Annotated in this window: 16 protein-coding genes and 2 pseudogenes; 10 read left to right on the top strand and 8 right to left on the bottom strand. The window is 64.6% G+C overall.

Annotation, left to right across the window (positions count from 1 at the left end; translation table 11 throughout):
* The first annotated feature begins 118 nt into the window (after positions 1–118).
* Positions 119–610 carry a hypothetical protein gene (locus QZY03_RS06555; protein ID WP_295579293.1) on the top strand — a complete coding sequence of 164 codons (492 nt, stop codon included), beginning with the start codon at positions 119–121 and terminating at the stop codon, positions 608–610.
* A gap of 277 nt (positions 611–887) precedes the next feature.
* Here the strand turns inward: QZY03_RS06555 and QZY03_RS06550 are convergent, their stop codons facing one another.
* The 6 genes from QZY03_RS06550 to QZY03_RS06525 form a co-directional block, all read right to left on the bottom strand.
* Entirely contained in the window at positions 888–1,178 is a 291-nt protein-coding gene (locus QZY03_RS06550; RefSeq protein ID WP_295579290.1) for a hypothetical protein, read from the bottom strand.
* Positions 1,179–1,242: 64 nt separating this feature from the next.
* Positions 1,243–1,608 carry a DUF5615 family PIN-like protein gene (locus tag QZY03_RS06545; RefSeq protein ID WP_295579289.1) on the bottom strand — a complete coding sequence of 122 codons (366 nt, stop codon included), beginning with the start codon at positions 1,606–1,608 and terminating at the stop codon, positions 1,243–1,245.
* The gene (locus tag QZY03_RS06540; protein ID WP_295579287.1) at positions 1,605–1,841 is read right to left on the bottom strand and encodes a DUF433 domain-containing protein; all 237 of its coding nucleotides are present in this window, start codon (positions 1,839–1,841) and stop codon (positions 1,605–1,607) included. Before QZY03_RS06540 ends, QZY03_RS06545 begins: the two co-directional genes overlap by 4 nt.
* Before the next feature lie 109 nt (positions 1,842–1,950).
* A complete protein-coding gene (locus tag QZY03_RS06535; RefSeq protein ID WP_295579284.1) occupies positions 1,951–2,868 on the bottom strand; it encodes a putative molybdenum carrier protein in 918 nt (305 codons plus the stop codon).
* A 275-nt stretch (positions 2,869–3,143) separates the two neighbouring features.
* A complete protein-coding gene (locus tag QZY03_RS06530; protein WP_295579282.1) occupies positions 3,144–4,340 on the bottom strand; it encodes an RtcB family protein in 1,197 nt (398 codons plus the stop codon).
* Between the two features lie 410 nt (positions 4,341–4,750).
* Positions 4,751–6,397 carry an RNA-binding protein gene (locus QZY03_RS06525; protein ID WP_295579280.1) on the bottom strand — a complete coding sequence of 549 codons (1,647 nt, stop codon included), beginning with the start codon at positions 6,395–6,397 and terminating at the stop codon, positions 4,751–4,753.
* Between the two features lie 665 nt (positions 6,398–7,062).
* On the opposite strand from QZY03_RS06525, the gene QZY03_RS06520 reads away from it, so the two are divergent.
* From QZY03_RS06520 to QZY03_RS06510, 3 genes and pseudogenes are all read left to right on the top strand, one after another.
* The gene (locus QZY03_RS06520) at positions 7,063–7,521 is read left to right on the top strand and encodes a MerR family transcriptional regulator (protein WP_295579279.1); all 459 of its coding nucleotides are present in this window, start codon (positions 7,063–7,065) and stop codon (positions 7,519–7,521) included.
* A 15-nt stretch (positions 7,522–7,536) separates the two neighbouring features.
* Positions 7,537–9,993: a VIT domain-containing protein gene (locus tag QZY03_RS06515; protein WP_295579278.1), complete on the top strand. Its 2,457-nt coding sequence runs from the start codon at positions 7,537–7,539 to the stop codon at positions 9,991–9,993.
* Positions 9,994–10,601: 608 nt separating this feature from the next.
* A pseudogene (locus QZY03_RS06510) lies at positions 10,602–10,835 on the top strand (TraM recognition domain-containing protein); the annotation flags it as partial.
* Between the two features lie 64 nt (positions 10,836–10,899).
* On the opposite strand, the gene QZY03_RS06505 reads toward QZY03_RS06510, so the two are convergent.
* The gene (locus QZY03_RS06505; protein ID WP_295579276.1) at positions 10,900–11,484 is read right to left on the bottom strand and encodes a putative molybdenum carrier protein; all 585 of its coding nucleotides are present in this window, start codon (positions 11,482–11,484) and stop codon (positions 10,900–10,902) included.
* Between the two features lie 293 nt (positions 11,485–11,777).
* Between QZY03_RS06505 and QZY03_RS06500 the strand changes: the two are divergent.
* From QZY03_RS06500 to QZY03_RS06475, 6 genes and pseudogenes are all read left to right on the top strand, one after another.
* A pseudogene (locus QZY03_RS06500) lies at positions 11,778–12,005 on the top strand (Sir2 family NAD-dependent protein deacetylase); the annotation flags it as partial.
* A 247-nt stretch (positions 12,006–12,252) separates the two neighbouring features.
* The gene (locus QZY03_RS06495; RefSeq protein ID WP_295579274.1) at positions 12,253–12,558 is read left to right on the top strand and encodes a hypothetical protein; all 306 of its coding nucleotides are present in this window, start codon (positions 12,253–12,255) and stop codon (positions 12,556–12,558) included.
* A gap of 52 nt (positions 12,559–12,610) precedes the next feature.
* Positions 12,611–13,483 carry a Uma2 family endonuclease gene (locus tag QZY03_RS06490; RefSeq protein WP_295579272.1) on the top strand — a complete coding sequence of 291 codons (873 nt, stop codon included), beginning with the start codon at positions 12,611–12,613 and terminating at the stop codon, positions 13,481–13,483.
* A 30-nt stretch (positions 13,484–13,513) separates the two neighbouring features.
* Positions 13,514–13,645 carry a hypothetical protein gene (locus QZY03_RS06485; protein ID WP_295579270.1) on the top strand — a complete coding sequence of 44 codons (132 nt, stop codon included), beginning with the start codon at positions 13,514–13,516 and terminating at the stop codon, positions 13,643–13,645.
* A 39-nt stretch (positions 13,646–13,684) separates the two neighbouring features.
* On the top strand, positions 13,685–14,620 hold the full coding sequence (locus QZY03_RS06480) for a hypothetical protein (protein WP_295579268.1): 936 nt from the start codon (positions 13,685–13,687) through the stop codon (positions 14,618–14,620).
* Entirely contained in the window at positions 14,551–15,453 is a 903-nt protein-coding gene (locus QZY03_RS06475) for a hypothetical protein (protein ID WP_295579266.1), read from the top strand. Before QZY03_RS06480 ends, QZY03_RS06475 begins: the two co-directional genes overlap by 70 nt.
* Before the next feature lie 655 nt (positions 15,454–16,108).
* Here QZY03_RS06475 and QZY03_RS06470 read toward each other — a convergent pair.
* On the bottom strand, positions 16,109–16,310 hold a 202-nt coding region (locus tag QZY03_RS06470; protein WP_295579264.1), incomplete at its 5' end, for a hypothetical protein.

Here is a 16,310-nt window from a genome sequence, read left to right as displayed (position 1 = left end):
CGCTGGGGTACCTCTCTTGCAATTGATCATCTTTTTCTGTCATAGTGGAATCGGCGAATGAGATTACAGTTTCGCGTAAAATCCGATAATTCTACGATTTTTACAATATAAAATCAATATGTTAGTTCCTAGACAGGCTCTTAGGGAATTTGCGGATGATGAGCGCCAAATAGCCGAACGTTTGGTCAACCATGGGTTTGTGACGGAGGCGCCAGACCGCATAGATAGCTGGGTAGAAAAGATTAGAACCTTGAGATGTAGAAAGGATAAGCTTGCGCGTATTTTTCTAAGATTTGAGCCTTTCGATCTTCCATATGACTATTCAGCACGTAAGCAGGTGATTGAACTGCGCGATAGCTTATTTGAGTCATTGGCGATAAGAGTCAATATGTCTTTGGTTGCGAATAAGGTCCAAGCGGCTGAAGAGCAGGGCAATCTATCGCTGCTTGAGTTGAGCGACGAAGAAAGATCTGCACTGCAAGCCATCCTGCGTAACCGGACCGCGGCGGATGATAAGTACATCAATACAATTGCTATGAGCCGCTTATTTATGCGAATTCTTAAAAATCAAGACGTTGCATTTATTGCGGCCTACAAATATTTAAATTGAGGTACTTAACTACGGTTGAGCCCGTAACGCGCAATAGCACAGCGGATTGCGCCGACTGTCGGCAAGGCGTGATCGGCTTGATCATTGAGGACATCATACGGCGCAATATGGGCGCCGCCGACATCGGCGCTTATTCCCTTGGTACTGACATCGCATCTGCGTAGCCCTCGTCCGGCTAAAGCCTCGACCTCCAGTGCGCGGCGCACGGGCACTGGCCGGAACGATGATCAACGCCCAGAAAAGATAGGAAACAAATTATCCATCTGTCCGGCTGGGTCTAAAATAATCCTATTCTGACATAATGCGCTTCATCCCGCGGAAACGGATCTTGCTCTGTCCACCCCTCTTGCTTCAGGTCGGAAATGATGTGTTGCCTTGCGACGGGGCCTGCCGCTTCACCAAACAGCCTGACGGCATCTTTTATTCCCGCCTCATGATGCCTGACTCGGCGGTGCCGCATTTTGTATTTTTCACTCGTATGAAATTCGTCTAACCACAGATGTACCTCTTCATAGGGTTTACCGAAAATCGCTATCGATTCCCTGCAATGGTCTTCGAATTTTGACATTTTTTCATTCTCGCCAGTCAGGCGCAGGCGATCGGGTCGGTCGGTGCCCGCGGAGGATTGACCATTACCGTAGCGGCAGTCTGCGCACGCGCGCGGTGCGCAGGTCCAGGGTGAGGATGGCACCGTCGGTCAGCGCGTCGGCGTGGTTGCGAAGTACGGTGATGAGCGTCTGCCCCAAGCTGTCCGGCGCGAGATCTTGGCCGCGGATCTGGATCACACTCGGACCGTCGGCGCGGGTGGCCGCCAGGATGGCGCTAAAATCGAGATCGTTGGTGACGACGCAGTAGCCGTGCTCCTTCGCCCAACCCATGATGTGAAGGTCCGACGTGGAGGCGTCTCCGACCGCGGACCAATGTACCGTCTCCCACCCCGCCGTCCCAAGCAGCGATACCCACACCGGCGACAGATTCATATCCAAGAGCAGTTTCATGCGCAGGTAATGTCGACCTCGACCTCTTCGGCGCGCCATGCGGCATAGCTCAAGGCTTGGGCGATATCCTCCGCCTCCAGGTAGGGATAGAGCGCGAGAATCTTGGCGCGGTCATGGCCGCTCGCCATCATGCCGACGATCATGCCGGCGGTCACGCGCATACCGCGGATACAGGGCTTGCCCCCCATGACCTTGGGGTCGAAGGTGATTCGGTCGAGGCACTTCATCTTCATCTTGGACTCTGCAAGCAGTTTTCAGCCGTTCTCGCAGGATAGCATGAGGCTCAGAGCGGCGATTCTCCGAGCACTTCATCCTGGCTATGGGGGTCCCGGTGTTCGCGCATCACGCGGACCCGATCGCGGTATCGGCAGCCTCCAGGAGTTCGACGGTCAAGCGCTGGATGCCCGGACGCTTGCTCTCGCGTGGGCCTGCCACGTTGAGTGTCTTGACGTCATGCCGGCGCAGCCACGCAACAATGTCTGCCACCGTTTCCGCCGATACCCCGAGGTCAAGCTGCACCACGCGATGGGGTTTGCCCAGTTCCTGGGCGAAGACCAGAGTTTCCCGGGTGCCGCCATCCAGTTCGCCGAGATTGACGATCAAAGTGGCGTCGCTGCCCTCGACATTGCGGCGGGTACGCTCGCGATAGCCGCCTTCGGCCAACGCGATGAGCTGGTATTTCAGCGGAATGAGGCCATCCTCCGCCGCGCGCCCAGGAGGCGCCCAGCCGCCGTGGGTGTAGCCGTGTTTGATGGCAAAATCCAGCGCGCCACGATCCGCGCCGGTCTGACCGCCCGAGACAATGCGCTGGCAGAGGCGCGGCGGATCAGGATCGGGGTCGAGCCACGAGGGCAGCGGGATCAGGGTGTCATCGGCGAGGATCTCCCGGCGCTCGTCGAGGCGATGGTTGGGGTCCTCGCAGGGTTTATCGTAAACGACCCGGTACGCATCGCCCACCTCCTCCTTGAGCCGACGCGCCAGTTGGAGACCGCGCGCATGGAAGGCCAGCCAGTCCCACGCATCCGCATCGTAGTTTTCATCGTAGAACCGGGTCCGGTCGAACGCGATGGCCCAGTCCGCGAATGTACGCCATAGCCCTTCCGATATCGGGTAAGACGGGTCCCAGGAGGTCCCGTCGCACTGCATTAAGCCAACGCCGTTTTGGTCGGGATGATCGACAAGCCACAGGAATGGCGCCATGCCGTAGTCCGGCATCACGGTGAGGATGGGAACGAAGGGCAGGGGGTCGGTGTTGCTCATGAGAGGATCAATCGCTTTTCCTATCCGCACAGTCATTGCATCAGTCCTTACCGGGTGTTGTCTGTCGGCGCTAGCGGTTCGTCGGGGGTGGAATCGGGTAGTGATGTGGTTTGTTTGAGCCGGGCCTTTCGGTGGGATGGGCATCGCTCTCGCTCTGCCCATCCTACGCGCGTCTGCGACCGCGAGCCAGATTAGCCCTTGGCCTGCCGATCCAAGGCTGAAGCCTTGGACTCCAATCGGCCGGCGCCTCGGCTGGCCGGAACCATGACCAAGGCTTAGCCCTTCACGCAAACGACTTGCTTCAGGGTATGCACCACCTCCACCAGGTCCTCCTGGTTGGCCATGACTTGGTCGATGTCCTTGTAGGCGCCGGGGATCTCGTCGATCACGCCCTTGTCTTTGCGGCAGATGACCCCCGCGGTCTGGGCGGCCAGATCGGCGACGGTGAACTGGTGCTCGGCCGCGGTACGGCTCATCCGTCGGCCGGCGCCGTGGGCGCAGGAGTGGAAGCTCTCGGGGTTGCCCCGGCCGCGCACGATGTAACTGCGCGCCCCCATGCTGCCGGGGATGATCCCCAGATCCCCCTCGCGTGCCCGGATGGCCCCCTTGCGGGTGACCCAGACGTCTTTTCCGTAGTGATGCTCCCGGTCCACATAGTTGTGGTGACAGTTGACCGCGGCCATGGTCGCCTGGAAGGCGGGCAGGTGCCGGGCCAGGGCTGCCAGAATCAGTTGCATCATCTGGTCGCGGTTCTCCCGCGCGTAGGCCTGCGCCCAGGACACTGCCTCCACATAGTCGGCGAAGTGCTCACTGCCTTCCGGGAAATAGGCCAGATCCCGGTCCGGCAACTGGATGAACCAACGCTCCATGTCCCGCCGGGCCAGTTCGATAAAGTAGTGGCCGATGGCGTTGCCGATGCCCCGGCTGCCCGAGTGCAGCATGACCCAGACCTGATTCGCCTCGTCCAGGCAGACCTCGATAAAGTGGTTGCCCCCGCCCAGGGTGCCCATCTGGTTCACCCAGTTGGAGAAGCGCCCGAAGGCCTTGAGCAGTTGCGGGTGCTTCGCGGTCATGGCGGTGAGTTGGGCATCGAAGGGCCGGGCGGCTGCGATCAGCGCCCGATCGTCCTTGTGCTGGGCGCGCCCGACCGGCACGTCGCGGCTGATCTGGTCGAAGATCTTTTTCAGGGACTTCTCGTCGAGGTCGTTGGCGTTGAGCGAGAGGCGCACCGCCGCCATGCCGCAGCCGATATCCACTCCCACCGCGGCCGGGATGATGGCCTGATGGGTGGCGATGACACTGCCGATGGTGGCGCCGATGCCGCCGTGCACGTCCGGCATGGCCGCCACATGGCGGTGGATGAACGGCAGCTTGGACAAATTCACCAATTGCGCCCGTGCGTAAGGCTCCAACTCGTCAGTCCAGACTTTGACGGGCTTCTCGCCCTCGGTGATCACTTGCTTGATGGGCATGATTGCCTCCTGGGCCGGCTCATGAGGTATGACCGGACCAGCGGAAAAAGGTGGCAGCGACAAGGATGTCGACGTTTGGGCACAAGGCCCCCATTGCTCTACCGACTGAGCTACACCGCCCGGGCGGTGGCGGGGTTCGAACCCGCGACACATGGCTCCCAAAGTAACGCCGACGGCATTCGCTGCCGAAAAAGTGCGACGACAAGATGGCCGACAGGAGTGGTCATGATTAGCAGTCATGTACTCCCGACCGGCATTCCCGCCCCCAGGGCGAACCTTTTACACCTCGGCCTTGTTCGTAATTCCGGCCGGCGCGTGCGTATTCAGGGCTTCCAGCCCTGACCGTGTCACGCCAGGATGGCCTGACTACGCACCCCGCGAGACCAAGTGGCCGGAATCTTGATCGAGACCTACACCTCCACCGCCTCGATGGCGGCCACCCAGTGTTCTCCGTTGTGCTCGCCTCGCGCAAAGCGTCCCAAAACCTCGAACACGGCGTCGGAGAATCCGCCGATGTTGAGGATGTCCGCGCGGCTCACCGCCTGGCTGCCGGCATAGGGCTGCAGGTCCAGGCACACCAGCCGCGCCGCCGGGTTGCGGGCGCGAAACGCCTCCCACTGGCGCAGGGTCTCGGTGGCGCCGACGGGGCGGCTGTCCATCCAGGACGCATTGTCCGAGCAATAGACCACCAGATCGCCGCGGGCCTGCCGTGCGTTGAGCCAGGCCAGGGGTAGACTGGTGTTGGTCCCTCCACCGCCGGTCCGTGCCAGAAGCTCCGTATTGGTGGTTACGCTATCCCGCGGGTTGAGCGCCAGCGGCCAAACCTGATCATCGAAGGCGATGACCTCCGCCGACGGGTTGCGCCGCAGGATCGCCGAGGCAATCAGCGCCGCGGCATCCCGACAGGTCACCTTGCTGGTCGCGCCCTGGCGCCAACCCGTCACCGGCGCCCCCATGGAGCCGGACACATCCGGGAGGACATAGACCTTGCCCGCCGGCACCGGCACATTCTCCAGGGCGATCTCCAGCGCATCCTGGAGGGCCTCCCGCAATTCGACCGGTACCCGCTGATCCAGCGCACGCCAGGTGGCGAGCAACTGGAAGGGGAACACCCGGGCACGGCGGATGGTCTCGGCATCCCGCAACTTGGCCGCCAACTCCCGGATCAGGTCCGCCGGGGGTTCCGTTACGCCCGACCCAGCGCCCGACCCAGAGTGGGCCGGCGTCTGGCTCAGGGCATTGGCCCGCGGCTGCTCCCCGAACACGCCATGCCGTGCATAGGTGTTGAGATTCATCCGCAGGGTTTGCCAGGACGCCCGGCGGGCGATCTCGATCCACTGTGCCCGGCCCAGCGGCAAGGCGGTCAGCCACTGGAAGTTCACCGCCGGCAGCGCCGCCTCCTGATCGCCGGCGGCCAAGGCCGCCTTGAATGACTCATAGGCACGCACCTGCTCGGGCAGTTGTTCGGTCGCGACGGTTCGCCCCAGAAGCCAACCATAGAAGGCCTCGCGCTCGAGATTCACCGGTCGCGGATGGACCATCTTGATGATGTCAGCCAGGGATGGCGATTGCCCCACCGCATCATTCATGAGCTGCGCGACGGTCCGCCCGTCCAGCCACCGCTGCACGAGCCGCTTGGGCGCTGTCCCCAAGGACTTACGGCCGAGGACACCGGAACGCAGGACCTGCACGAAGTTACGCAGCATCCGACCGTTGTCGATCACCTGCTCGAAGGCACGGCGGCTCAAGTCCGGCGACACCAGGGTGAGTAGGGCCACCAGGACCGCCGGGGTGTCCTTCATGTACCCGTGCCGACGGGCGAAGACCGCGGTCTGTGCCACGTAGAGCGGTTCTACCCGCTGCGCACCATCGAGCAGTGCCGCCAGTTGCGCCTGTGCGTCTACATAGAAGGCGTTACCCAGGCTGCCGGTCATGACCAACTGCGCCAAGGCGGCCTTGGGCGGCAGGGCATAGGCCAAGCCTCCGGCCTCATTGACGGTATCCGCGGCCGGCAGCAAACGGCCCCGGCTGGATGCGAAAAGTTGCTTGTTGGCCATGGTTCCCCCTGCCCGCGCTAATCGCGCCTGGTAACGGACACGGCGAGCCGTGCCTGGACGGCGGGGGAGCGATGAACGGAGGCCGTGTGACCGGTTCTCTTGCTGCCCCGCCAGATCGACTGACGGGGTTGCCGGTCAGACGATCAGATGGTGTCGGACGTCCTGAAGCCGAGGTTTGGACGACGATAGCGCCCCGGTTTGCTCGGCTGCGGGTCCTGTGGGCGATTGTCCGCCGTGATTGTGTTGCACCGGCCGTGACACGTTGCGTTCATCCAGGCAGCACCGGACCGACCGCCAAGACAGGCGGCTGACAGTGCGACGGTGGGATGGACAGAACGTTGAATGTTCATGGGATCATATAGTGATTCGCTAACGTAGCCGGGCGAGATGGCCATGGCCGACGAGAACGTGGAAGCGATGCCCAGCGTCCGTAGGTTTCAATCGGCGTCAACCGCGACCAGCAATGTCAAATTTGGGCCTCAATCAAGATTCCGGCCACTTGGACTCGCCGGGTGCGTAGTCAGGCCATCCTGGCCTGACACCGTCAGGGCTGGAAGCCCTGACTACGCACGCCGCTGGCCGGGATTACGATCTAGGCCCAAGGCAGTTTCCGACCACGGACGATATTAAATCACTTGTTTAACGACAGTGCAAGTGTTTTAATAATGCCCATGACAGACGTTGCCGTCTCTGAACCCCACTACCCGCTATCCGAGCTTTGCGTCCTCGCCGATCTGCCTGCGCGCACCGTGCGCTATTACATCCAGGTCGGTCTGGTGGACCGGCCAGAAGGGGAGACCCGGGCGGCCCGTTACGGCCCCGGCCACCTGGAGCAACTGCTTCAGATCAAGAAATGGACCGCGGCGGGGGTGTCACTGGAGCGTATCCGCGCGCTGCTGCAAGGCGAGCCGCCACCGGTGCCGCCACGGCATCAGGCGTTGGGATCGGTGAGCGTCTGTAGTCATTTGGGCGTAGCGGACGGGGTGGAGGTGGTGATCGACCCCGGGCGGGCGGGGCTGACGCCCGAGCAGGTACGGTCCTTCGTACAGGGCGTGATGGCGGCCTTCGCCGCGGTGACCGCAGCGTCACCCGCGGACGGTACCGCGAAGCAAGAACAACAGTAAGGCAGGGGCGAGACGATGGAACAGGAAGCGTGTGCGCGGTTGGAGAGTCGGGATGGTCGGCCGGCGATGCTGGAGGGCTTGGTCGCCACCGGCGAGCTGCGGGGTCTGTTGCTGGAAATGTCCGTGGAGCAGTGCTTCCGCAATACCGCCAGGACGAACATGGAGGTGATCTATCGCTTCCCGCTTCCCTGGGGTGCCGTGCTGCTCGGGGTCGACGTCATGCTCAACGGGCAACACCTCACTGGTTCGGTGGTCGAGAAGCGCCAGGCCGAGGCCCGCTATGAGGAGGCCCTGAGCCAGGGGCAGTCGGCCATCATGCTGGAGCGCAACCACGACGGCAGCTACAGCCTGAACCTGGGCAACCTGCTGGCGGGCGAGGTCTGCCGGATCACCTTGCGCTACGCCCAGGTGCTCCAGTTCGCACAGGACGGCCTGCGTCTGCTGATCCCCACCGTGATCGCCCCGCGTTACGGGGACCCGGTGCGTGATGGCGGGTTGCAGCCCCACCAGGCGGCAGCGTCCGACCTGCTGGCCGCCTATCCGTTCGAGATTCGCCTGCGCCTGCACGGCAGCCTGGTGCGGGCGCGAGTCGCCTCACCCAGCCACCCCATTGCCGTGGGTCGGGAAGAGAGCGGCGGCGCGGATGTGTTGGTCGTATCGCTGGCCCGGCAGGGCGCCCTCGACCGGGATTTCGTGTTGGTGATCGACCAACTGACCCAGCCGTCCATGGCCGTCCTGGCGGGCGACCCGGTGGCGGCCTCCCGTGCGGAGCAGTCGGATCAGGTCGTGGTGCTCGCGAGCTTCCTGCCGCGGATGCCGGTGCAGACCCAGGGTCAGGCCATCAAGATCCTGGTGGACTGCTCCGGGTCCATGGCGGGCGACAGCATCGCCGCCGCGCGGCGGGCCTTGCAGGCTGTCCTGCTCCAGTTAGGGTCGGCGGACCGCTTCTCCCTGTCGCGCTTCGGCAGCACCGTCCAGCATCGCGCGCGGGGGCTGTGGTCAATGACCGAGGCGAGCCGACTGGCGGCCCAGCGTTGGGTCGGCGGGCTGGAGGCGGATCTGGGCGGCACTGAGATGGAGGGTGCCCTGGTCTCGACCTGCGCCCTGGCGCACGGCGGCGACAGTGATCTGTTGCTGGTCACCGACGGGGAGATCGAAGCGATCGACCGGCTGATCGACACCGCCCGGGGCACCGGTCACCGGGTCTTTGTGGTGGGGATCGGCGCCAGCCCGGCGGAGGGCCATGTGCGCCGCCTGGCGGCGGCGACTGGCGGGGCCTGCGATTTCGTCGCCCCGGGCGAGGCGGTGGAACCCGCGGTGCTGCGCATGTTCGCCCGGCTGCGTTCGCCGCGGTTGACGGGGCTGCGCCTGGTCTGGCCGGAGGGCGAGGGTCCCCTTTGGGCGTCGCCACTTGAGACGGCCATCTTCGACGGTGACACGGTGAACTGTTTCGCGGTGTTCAAACGGTTGTCGCCCGGCACGGTTCGCCTGCTGGGCGTCGGCCCGAATTCGACCGAGGCCCAGGAGGTCGCTTGTGCGGTTCTCGCTCCCGCGGATGAGCCTCAAGGTACGCTGATCGCGGCGGCCGGCGACGCGCTCGCGCGCATGGCCGTCATGGCGCGCATCCAATCCCGGTCGGCCGCGGACGCGGTCGAGCTGGCCGTCGCCTACCAGTTGGTCACGGACCGGACCAACTTCCTGCTGGTCCATGCCCGGGCCGAAGGGGAGACGCCGACGCAGATGCCGGATCTCCACACGGTTGCCCAGATGGTCCCGGCCAGTTGGGGCGGGCTGGGGTCGGTCGTCAGTCCAGGCGGCCGGTTCTCCCTGCCCGGCGTGTGCGAAAGTTGCTCCAGCGATGCGCTGCCACCGCCACCGCCTCCCGCATCGGTGATCGAAGACGACATCGTGTTGTATCGACGTCCGTCGTCTGCCGAGCCGAGCGCCTCGACAGACGATGACCTGGATGCTCTGGACCTGCCCGCCTTCCTGCGACAGGCCGTCGATGACAACCAGCCACCGGCAGCAGGTCCAGCGCTGCCGCCAGGCGCGCATCCTGGCCGAACGCCGCTGGCCCTGTCGAACTGGTTACGCAAGACACCCCGCAACCGGTGGCCGAGAACCTATCGGGAGCTGACCGCCATCGGCCTCGGTGCCGAGGTTCTGGACTGGTTGGAACTGGTCGTGGCCGTCAGTGACCCCGGACACTGGGAGGAGGAAACGGTGGTCACCACCTTCCTCCACTGCCTGTCCAGTGACGAAGTCCACACCCTACTTGCCCGGCGCGGTCGCATCGACGACACCGCGCGGGCCAGCGTCCAGGGTCGGCACGGCGCGCGAGTGAGCCAGCCTGAGGCCCAGACCCGCGACCAGGGTCAGACAAATCCCGTTCTGGCCGCACACATCCTCACCGCCCTGCGGGGGATCACTGCCGAGCATTGGCCGGATGCGGTGTTCAGCCTGACCACTTGATTGCGAGGAGTCATCTCCGGCGACGCGGGCACTGATCCGTTAGGCCCAGGCGCAGCAGGCCAAGCGGGCTCGGTGAGCCTGAGCTGAAACCCCACGCCACGCGCACCTGGCACCGCAGGGGCGAGAGGTGGCTTTTTTAGCGGCGATGGGCCGGGCCCACCGCGCTCGGGCCTGACTTCCCTTGCCCAGCCCGCTGATCAGCGTTTGCGGCGAGATCGCTGATACGCGGTAACCCCCGAGCGCGCCCCGTCGTTGGGTCCTTGGTCCGGACGCCCGCGTAAAGAAGTTGGGATGGGACCAAGGACTGTCCAAAGCCAGGGGTGACATCCAAGAGGGCCACCAGGTCGGTCGCGGCAAGGCCGCGATCCGTAGGGTCCGCTGTGCGGACCGACGACCGTGCAGAGCGCCCGGTGGCCGGGTTTATGATCAAGGCCCACGCCGGGCCTTGATCATAATTCCGGCCACCCGTCGTTGCGGCAGCTCGTCGCGGCCGCGACGCGTGCCGGCTTGGATCTGACCGGATTCATGATCAAGGCCGGTGAAGGCTTGGTTGCCCCAGCGAAATCTCTCGACCCGGCCGACATTCATCGCCGCCCTGATCCCCTCGGAAACTGCTGAACAAGGGCCGCGGTGCCGGCCTGCGTCTGACCACTGCTACCCAGACCTTCGCCGACTTCGCCGCCCGCACCGGCAGCGAGGCCAAAGCGCGCCAGATCCTGGGTAACATCAACAACCTGATCGCCCTGCGCGTGCTTGATGCCGAGACCCAGGAATATGTGGCCGAGATCCTGCCCAAGGCGCGCGTGATGACCATCATGCGCGCCCACGGCAGTACCACCGATATTCGATGACGTTTTCCAGCCCCAGAACTGACCACGATTCGATTCGGTGCCTGTTCGTTCGGGTCTACGCCGCATTTTGCCAGGCACCAAAGACCGCGCTCAGCACGGACTGCGCCTGCGCCTGGATACCCGGACGCTCAGACTCACGGGGGCCGGCGCAGTTGAGCACCCGCACGCTATTCATACGCAGCCAGGCCACCAGCTCGGCGACCACGACCGGGTGGTCAAGGTTGCGCAGCAGGAGTGGGCGGCCCCAGCGCCGGGAGAGTTGAATGGTGAGCCGTGTGCCGCCCGCAAGGTCGCCCCGGTGCAGGATCAAGGTAGCGTCGCTGTCGCGCACGTTCCACTCGGTGCGCGTTGCATCGTCGGTGTTCGGGGTCGGCGTGAGGGCATATCCGGTCGGGATGGGTCCGTCCTCCGCTCGGCGCCCGGCGGGGCACCACCCGCCGATCGGCAGGCCAAGGGCCAGCGCGGCGTCCAGCGCGGCCCGGTCGACCCCAGTCTGGCCGCCCGAAAACACCCGTCGGGTGGCGTCCTTGGAGGCCTCCCGATGGCGTAGAGCGGCGAGCAGGGCTTGGTCCTGACGCGCGAAATACTGACCCTCTTCAGCTCGCTCCTTGAGTTTGAGTTTATCGACGAATCCGCTCACGCTTGCCTCCGGAAGAAGTGCGCCAAGTGATGACGAGTAAGAATGCAACCCACAGGAACCGGGGCCGCTTGTCCTACACCCCCAGGCACGCCCGTTCGTTCTCCGACACATTTGCCTGACAGCAGTTCAAAATTTGGGCACTAATATACTAAAACAGAATGTTAGGGCTCTTGCGATGATTCAGGCTAGACACTCACATCATTGTTTCGTAAGGCTTATATTCTCAAATTTGGAATTGCTGTTTGCCTGAATCCAATATCCCAACCATTAGCCGATTGCGGTAGACTGGCTCGATACCTGCTCCCTTCGCCGGGCAATCGACGCGACCTGGCCAGGGCACCCGGTGCCCGACCCGCGATCCGGACCTGGTTTGGGGCTGGTACGCGTGGCGGCGGATGAAGGCGCTCCACGCCGCGCCCCATCCCGGACACCGGGCCATCGCCGCCCTGGCGGCGCGGGTCCCGCGCTTGACCCTCGTCACCCAGAACGTCGATGACCTGCACGAACGGGCGGGCAGCCCGGCGGTTCTGCATTTTCTCCTAAATTCGGCAGTTCGCACCACAAAGGCACAAAGATCACAAAGAAAGACAATGGGTTATTGTCATGATGCGCCTCACCTGGCTGGTGATCCGCCATTTCAACTCAACACATTGAAATCCTTTGTGTCCTTTGTGTCCTTTGTGCCTTTGTGGTGCAACTGCTCATTCTATGTGCTGCCCCAAGTCCCGCGGCGGGCACTGGTCATGATGCTGGAGCTCGACGCCGACGGTGAGGTCATGCGTCGCGCTGCGGCAGCTCGACCCGGCGGTCTGGACCTGGCAGCAGCACGCCGGTCAGAGCCTGGCCGACTATCTGCGTGGGCTGCCGACCGACGGGGAGGCCGGGCGGCTGGCCCAGGTCGTGAATCGGCAGGCGGTGATCACCAACCTGCGCGCCACCTACGCGGCCGAGCCGGCGCCTCATGCGGGCGTGGGGGCCGAGGTCTACGGCCGCTTCACCGCCCCCATGCGGGAGATCGTGGGCATTTTCCTGCACCACGAAACCGCGCTGGCGGGCCGGCGATCGGGTCGATGAGTCGCTGTTCGCCGCGCAACAGTGGCCGGAGGCGGCGCGGGGCGCCTGTCTCATGCAACGCGTCCGGCGGGGCGACCTGCGCATGAGTGCCCAGGCGCGGCCCGTGGAGATCGCCGATGAGGACTTGGCGGCGGCGGCGTTCGCTGGCGACGGTGCGGCCCTTGGGACCCTGATCGATTCCCAGGCCTGGGTGAGGCCGCTGGAGGCACTCTTTGCCGAGGCCTATGATCACGGCCGGCTCCCTGAGTGTCGACTCCCGATCATGTACAATGTTCTCAGGGCTTCACGCCCAGCCGCAAGACCAGCCGCCATGCACACTATCCAACTACTGTCCGTGCCAGCGCAGACCCTGCGACTGCGCTGGCCGCCCGCGGCGGCAGATGAGGGTGTGTTCCGCGATCTGTGCCGCGCCAACCCGGACTACCGCATCGAGCTGAACGCGCGCGGCGAGATCGAGATCATGCCGCCGACCGGGGGCCGAACGGGCCGCAAGAATACCAAGCTGCTCAGCGCATTGGACATCTGGTCAGAGCGGGATGGCAGGGGTGAAACCGTCGACTCGTCGACCGGTTTCCGCCTCCCGGATGGTGCCACCCGCTCCCCTGACGCCTCGTGGGTGAGACGTGATCGCTTGGCGGCGCTTGCCGCGGCGGACAAGGAGGGATTTCTCCCACTGGCACCGGATTTCGTGGTCGAACTCCGCTCCATCTCGGACAGCCTCGGGACTCTCCAGGCCAAGATGGACGAATACCTCACCAATGGCGTCCGTCTGGGCTGGTTGTTGGACCCGGCGGCCCGTCAGGTCTTCGTGTACCGTCCGGGCGAACCGGTCCAGTGTCTCACCGGGCTGGAGTGCATCTCCGGCGAACCGGAGCTTCCCGGCTTCGTTCTCGACCTGCGGCGGATCTGGGAGCCAGGGTTCTGACACCGGTTCGCTCCAGGTCAGGTCCCGCCCTTGGAAGATCTCGGCCCCCAGCAGGGCCAGCAGGGTTGCCGGCGGCGGCTGATCGGCGCTGACCGTGACGACCAGACGCAGACCGGCGGGGTTGCGCTGGCAGCGCATCAGGTGCTGTTCCAGGCCCTTTAGGATGCCCCGATCCCGAACCGGGCGGCGGCCCTCATCGCCATGGATAACGGCGCCGGTGCCGTGGAACTGCTCCAGGGCGGCGCTGACGGCGGCCTGGCCGACCGGGTCCAGGTACACCTGGTCCAGAGCGATGCCTATCCCGGAATCGCGCTATGCGCCGTCACCAACCCGCTACTATGCTGCACCGCCGCTGCCCGATCATACCAAGAGGACGCCCGCATCATGAGCATAAGCCCTCATTCATTCGCCATCTTCGTCTATCCCTTCGCCTTCGACCGCGCCCGCTTCGATGACCTGGTCGGGGCCGTTGACGGGGATGCCCTGACCTTCGAGGCGGCGAGCTGGCGCCTCTGGGCCCGCCGCGCCTTTCCCCACGATGACCTGCTGCGCCATGTGGCGGACTACTTGAATCCTGCCCCGGGGGTGCCGGCCACGGCCTGTCTCTGGACCCTGGAAGACCGGGTGCTGACCTCGCCGCGCGGCCTGGGGCTGCGCTCGGGTGCCCTGAGCCTGTGTCTGGCCCGGACCAAAAACCAGTCCGCTTCGGCGGTGCCGGGTCAGACTCCGGCGGGCGCCATCGGGCTCGACGTCACCGGCATCGACTTGGCCCTGTTCCGGGTCGGCATGGGGTATCTGGTGCTGCGGGTGCGGGTCCGGTCCGAGCTGCCGGACGACTGGTATGCGGTCCTCAACGCCTTTCGCTACGCTGACCGACCGGGCAAGGTGGACCTGCTGTTTGCGCGTCGGACCGGCAAGGACAGCGTTGAGCCCTTCTTCCCGCCTCTGGCGGATGCCTCGGACGACGCGGCGAGCGGACGCGGTGTCACAAGGCATCTGATCGGGGGGCTGCTGCGCCGCCTGATCCCCAGCCCGCCCCCCAGCCCGATTGGTGGCGCGAGGTCTTCGTGCCCGGCCAACTGCTGCCCTTCCATGCCTTGTTCTTTACCGATGAGCCTGAGTCGGAGCAGGCCCTGACACTGTACCGGCTGCGCAACTTTTTCCATGCCGGCCAGTCACTGGTGCCGTCGGCGGCTGACCTGCGCCTGGATCACCCCGCCCTGTTGTCCTATGCGGATCGGATGTGGTTCTCACTCACGCTGGAGGGCGGCGGCTTCGTCGCCTTCGCTGCACCGGACACGCCCTTCTGGTCCACGACCATGCCGAACCATCTGGACGAGCAATATTTTCTGCTCTTCCTGCTCGCCCTGCATCAGCGTTTCACCCTGATGGACCTGTCCGATCAGGTCTGTTCCGGCTGGCTGAGCGCCGATGGCGGGCAGGCCGAGGCGCACTTCGCCGCCCTGCGTGAGACCCTGCTGGAGTTTACCGCGCGGGGCTATTTCAACCAGGTCATGCAGCGTCATCATCATCACCGCTGCTTCCGTGCCTGGCAGGACGTCTTCGAGACCGAGCGACTCTACCGGGAGGTCACCGACGAGGTGCGCGAGTTGCACGGCATGTTGCTGATGCGCAAGACCGAGCGCATCCAGCGCCTGGCCGAGGAGCAGCGCCGGATGCTGGACGCCCAGGCGCAGGCCGAGGCGGTGCGGGAGCGGGCGGCCCAGGAGCGCTCCGAGCGGATTGGCACCTGGCTTGGCGGCATTGCTTTCTTGCTGGGCTTCCCGTCTTTGGTGCTCTCTTTTCTCCAGGTGATCGACAAGTCTGAGCCGCGGTTGGCCGTGGTCGCGCTGGTGCTGTCCTTGGTGGTCGGCGGGGTCCTGATGATCAGCGTGCGCCTGTGGCTGCGGCGATCCCCCGGACCCGCCGCGGAGGCGGACGAGAGGCCGCGGGATGCATCACCCGACTGACGAGCAGCGTCGCCTTGCCGGTGCCGGTGGCGCCCAGCAGGTAACGATGAACAACCGGACGTTTTGCCCGAGTGCCCCGGACGAATACGATCGTCAAGGCCGCGTATCCGTCATGGTCCAAGAGCGCGCCCATCACCAACCATCGCTCGCCGATTCGACCTCGGGGAGCACCATGCGGATACCGGCCGGGCCCACGGCGAGGAGAGTCCCCCCCATGCGCCAACTTACACCTCCGCTGAGTGTCATCGAGTCCGGTCTCTTTGATCCATGACCCTCGCCCTGGAAATCGCCGGCCAGGCGCGCCAGACCTAACAACTGGACGGGACACGCCCCAGCGCGGACCTGTTCGCCGGCGCCGGTGAGGGCCTGACGCTGACCGTGCGCGAGCCGAGTGGTCACTGCCTGTTCGCCATGCCGTTCCCAGATGCTCGCACTGGCGCGAGCCGTTGGCTGGACAGGGCCGCCGGCAGCGCCCGGTATCGCCTTCGTACCTGATATCCGGACAGACCCTTGGTGTAGGGGCGGGTTTGAAACCCGCCCCTACGTCCGGTTATCACGTCCGACGGCTATAACGACCATGGCGCCCGCGCGTCACCCCGGAATATGAAAATCCGCTCGACCGCTGTCGCGACGGCCGACGTGCGAGGCTGCGTAGTCAGGGCTTCCAGCCCTGACTGTTTCGGCCCCGACGCCCCCAGGCCAGGATGGCCTGGCTACGCACTTTCACGGTAACGACCATGGAAAGAACATCAAGCCACCCCGGAAGATGAAAGTCCCCCGTGGGAGCGGCGTCCCGCCGCGATGGGGCCGGGCGCGTAACCCGACTGTTCGGGGTGACCGCGGTATCCATCGCGGCG

The organism is uncultured Lamprocystis sp. (assembly GCF_903933125.1).
Classification (GTDB): Bacteria; Pseudomonadota; Gammaproteobacteria; order Chromatiales; family Chromatiaceae; genus Thiodictyon.
This window is presented reverse-complemented; position numbering and strand designations above follow the sequence as displayed.

Excerpts from the sequence above, each read along its gene's own strand:
- QZY03_RS06525 (WP_295579280.1), bottom strand. The coding sequence starts at position 6,397 with ATGGCCAACAAGCAACTTTTCGCATCCAGCCGGGGCCGTTTGCTGCCG.
- QZY03_RS06520 (WP_295579279.1), top strand. The coding sequence starts at position 7,063 with ATGCCCATGACAGACGTTGCCGTCTCTGAACCCCACTACCCGCTATCC.
- QZY03_RS06540 (WP_295579287.1), bottom strand. The coding sequence starts at position 1,841 with ATGAAGATGAAGTGCCTCGACCGAATCACCTTCGACCCCAAGGTCATG.
- QZY03_RS06480 (WP_295579268.1), top strand. The coding sequence starts at position 13,685 with ATGGATAACGGCGCCGGTGCCGTGGAACTGCTCCAGGGCGGCGCTGAC.
- QZY03_RS06515 (WP_295579278.1), top strand. The coding sequence starts at position 7,537 with ATGGAACAGGAAGCGTGTGCGCGGTTGGAGAGTCGGGATGGTCGGCCG.
- QZY03_RS06555 (WP_295579293.1), top strand. The coding sequence starts at position 119 with ATGTTAGTTCCTAGACAGGCTCTTAGGGAATTTGCGGATGATGAGCGC.
- QZY03_RS06530 (WP_295579282.1), bottom strand. The coding sequence starts at position 4,340 with ATGCCCATCAAGCAAGTGATCACCGAGGGCGAGAAGCCCGTCAAAGTC.
- QZY03_RS06545 (WP_295579289.1), bottom strand. The coding sequence starts at position 1,608 with ATGAAACTGCTCTTGGATATGAATCTGTCGCCGGTGTGGGTATCGCTG.
- QZY03_RS06490 (WP_295579272.1), top strand. The coding sequence starts at position 12,611 with ATGCAACGCGTCCGGCGGGGCGACCTGCGCATGAGTGCCCAGGCGCGG.
- QZY03_RS06550 (WP_295579290.1), bottom strand. The coding sequence starts at position 1,178 with ATGTCAAAATTCGAAGACCATTGCAGGGAATCGATAGCGATTTTCGGT.
- QZY03_RS06535 (WP_295579284.1), bottom strand. The coding sequence starts at position 2,868 with ATGAGCAACACCGACCCCCTGCCCTTCGTTCCCATCCTCACCGTGATG.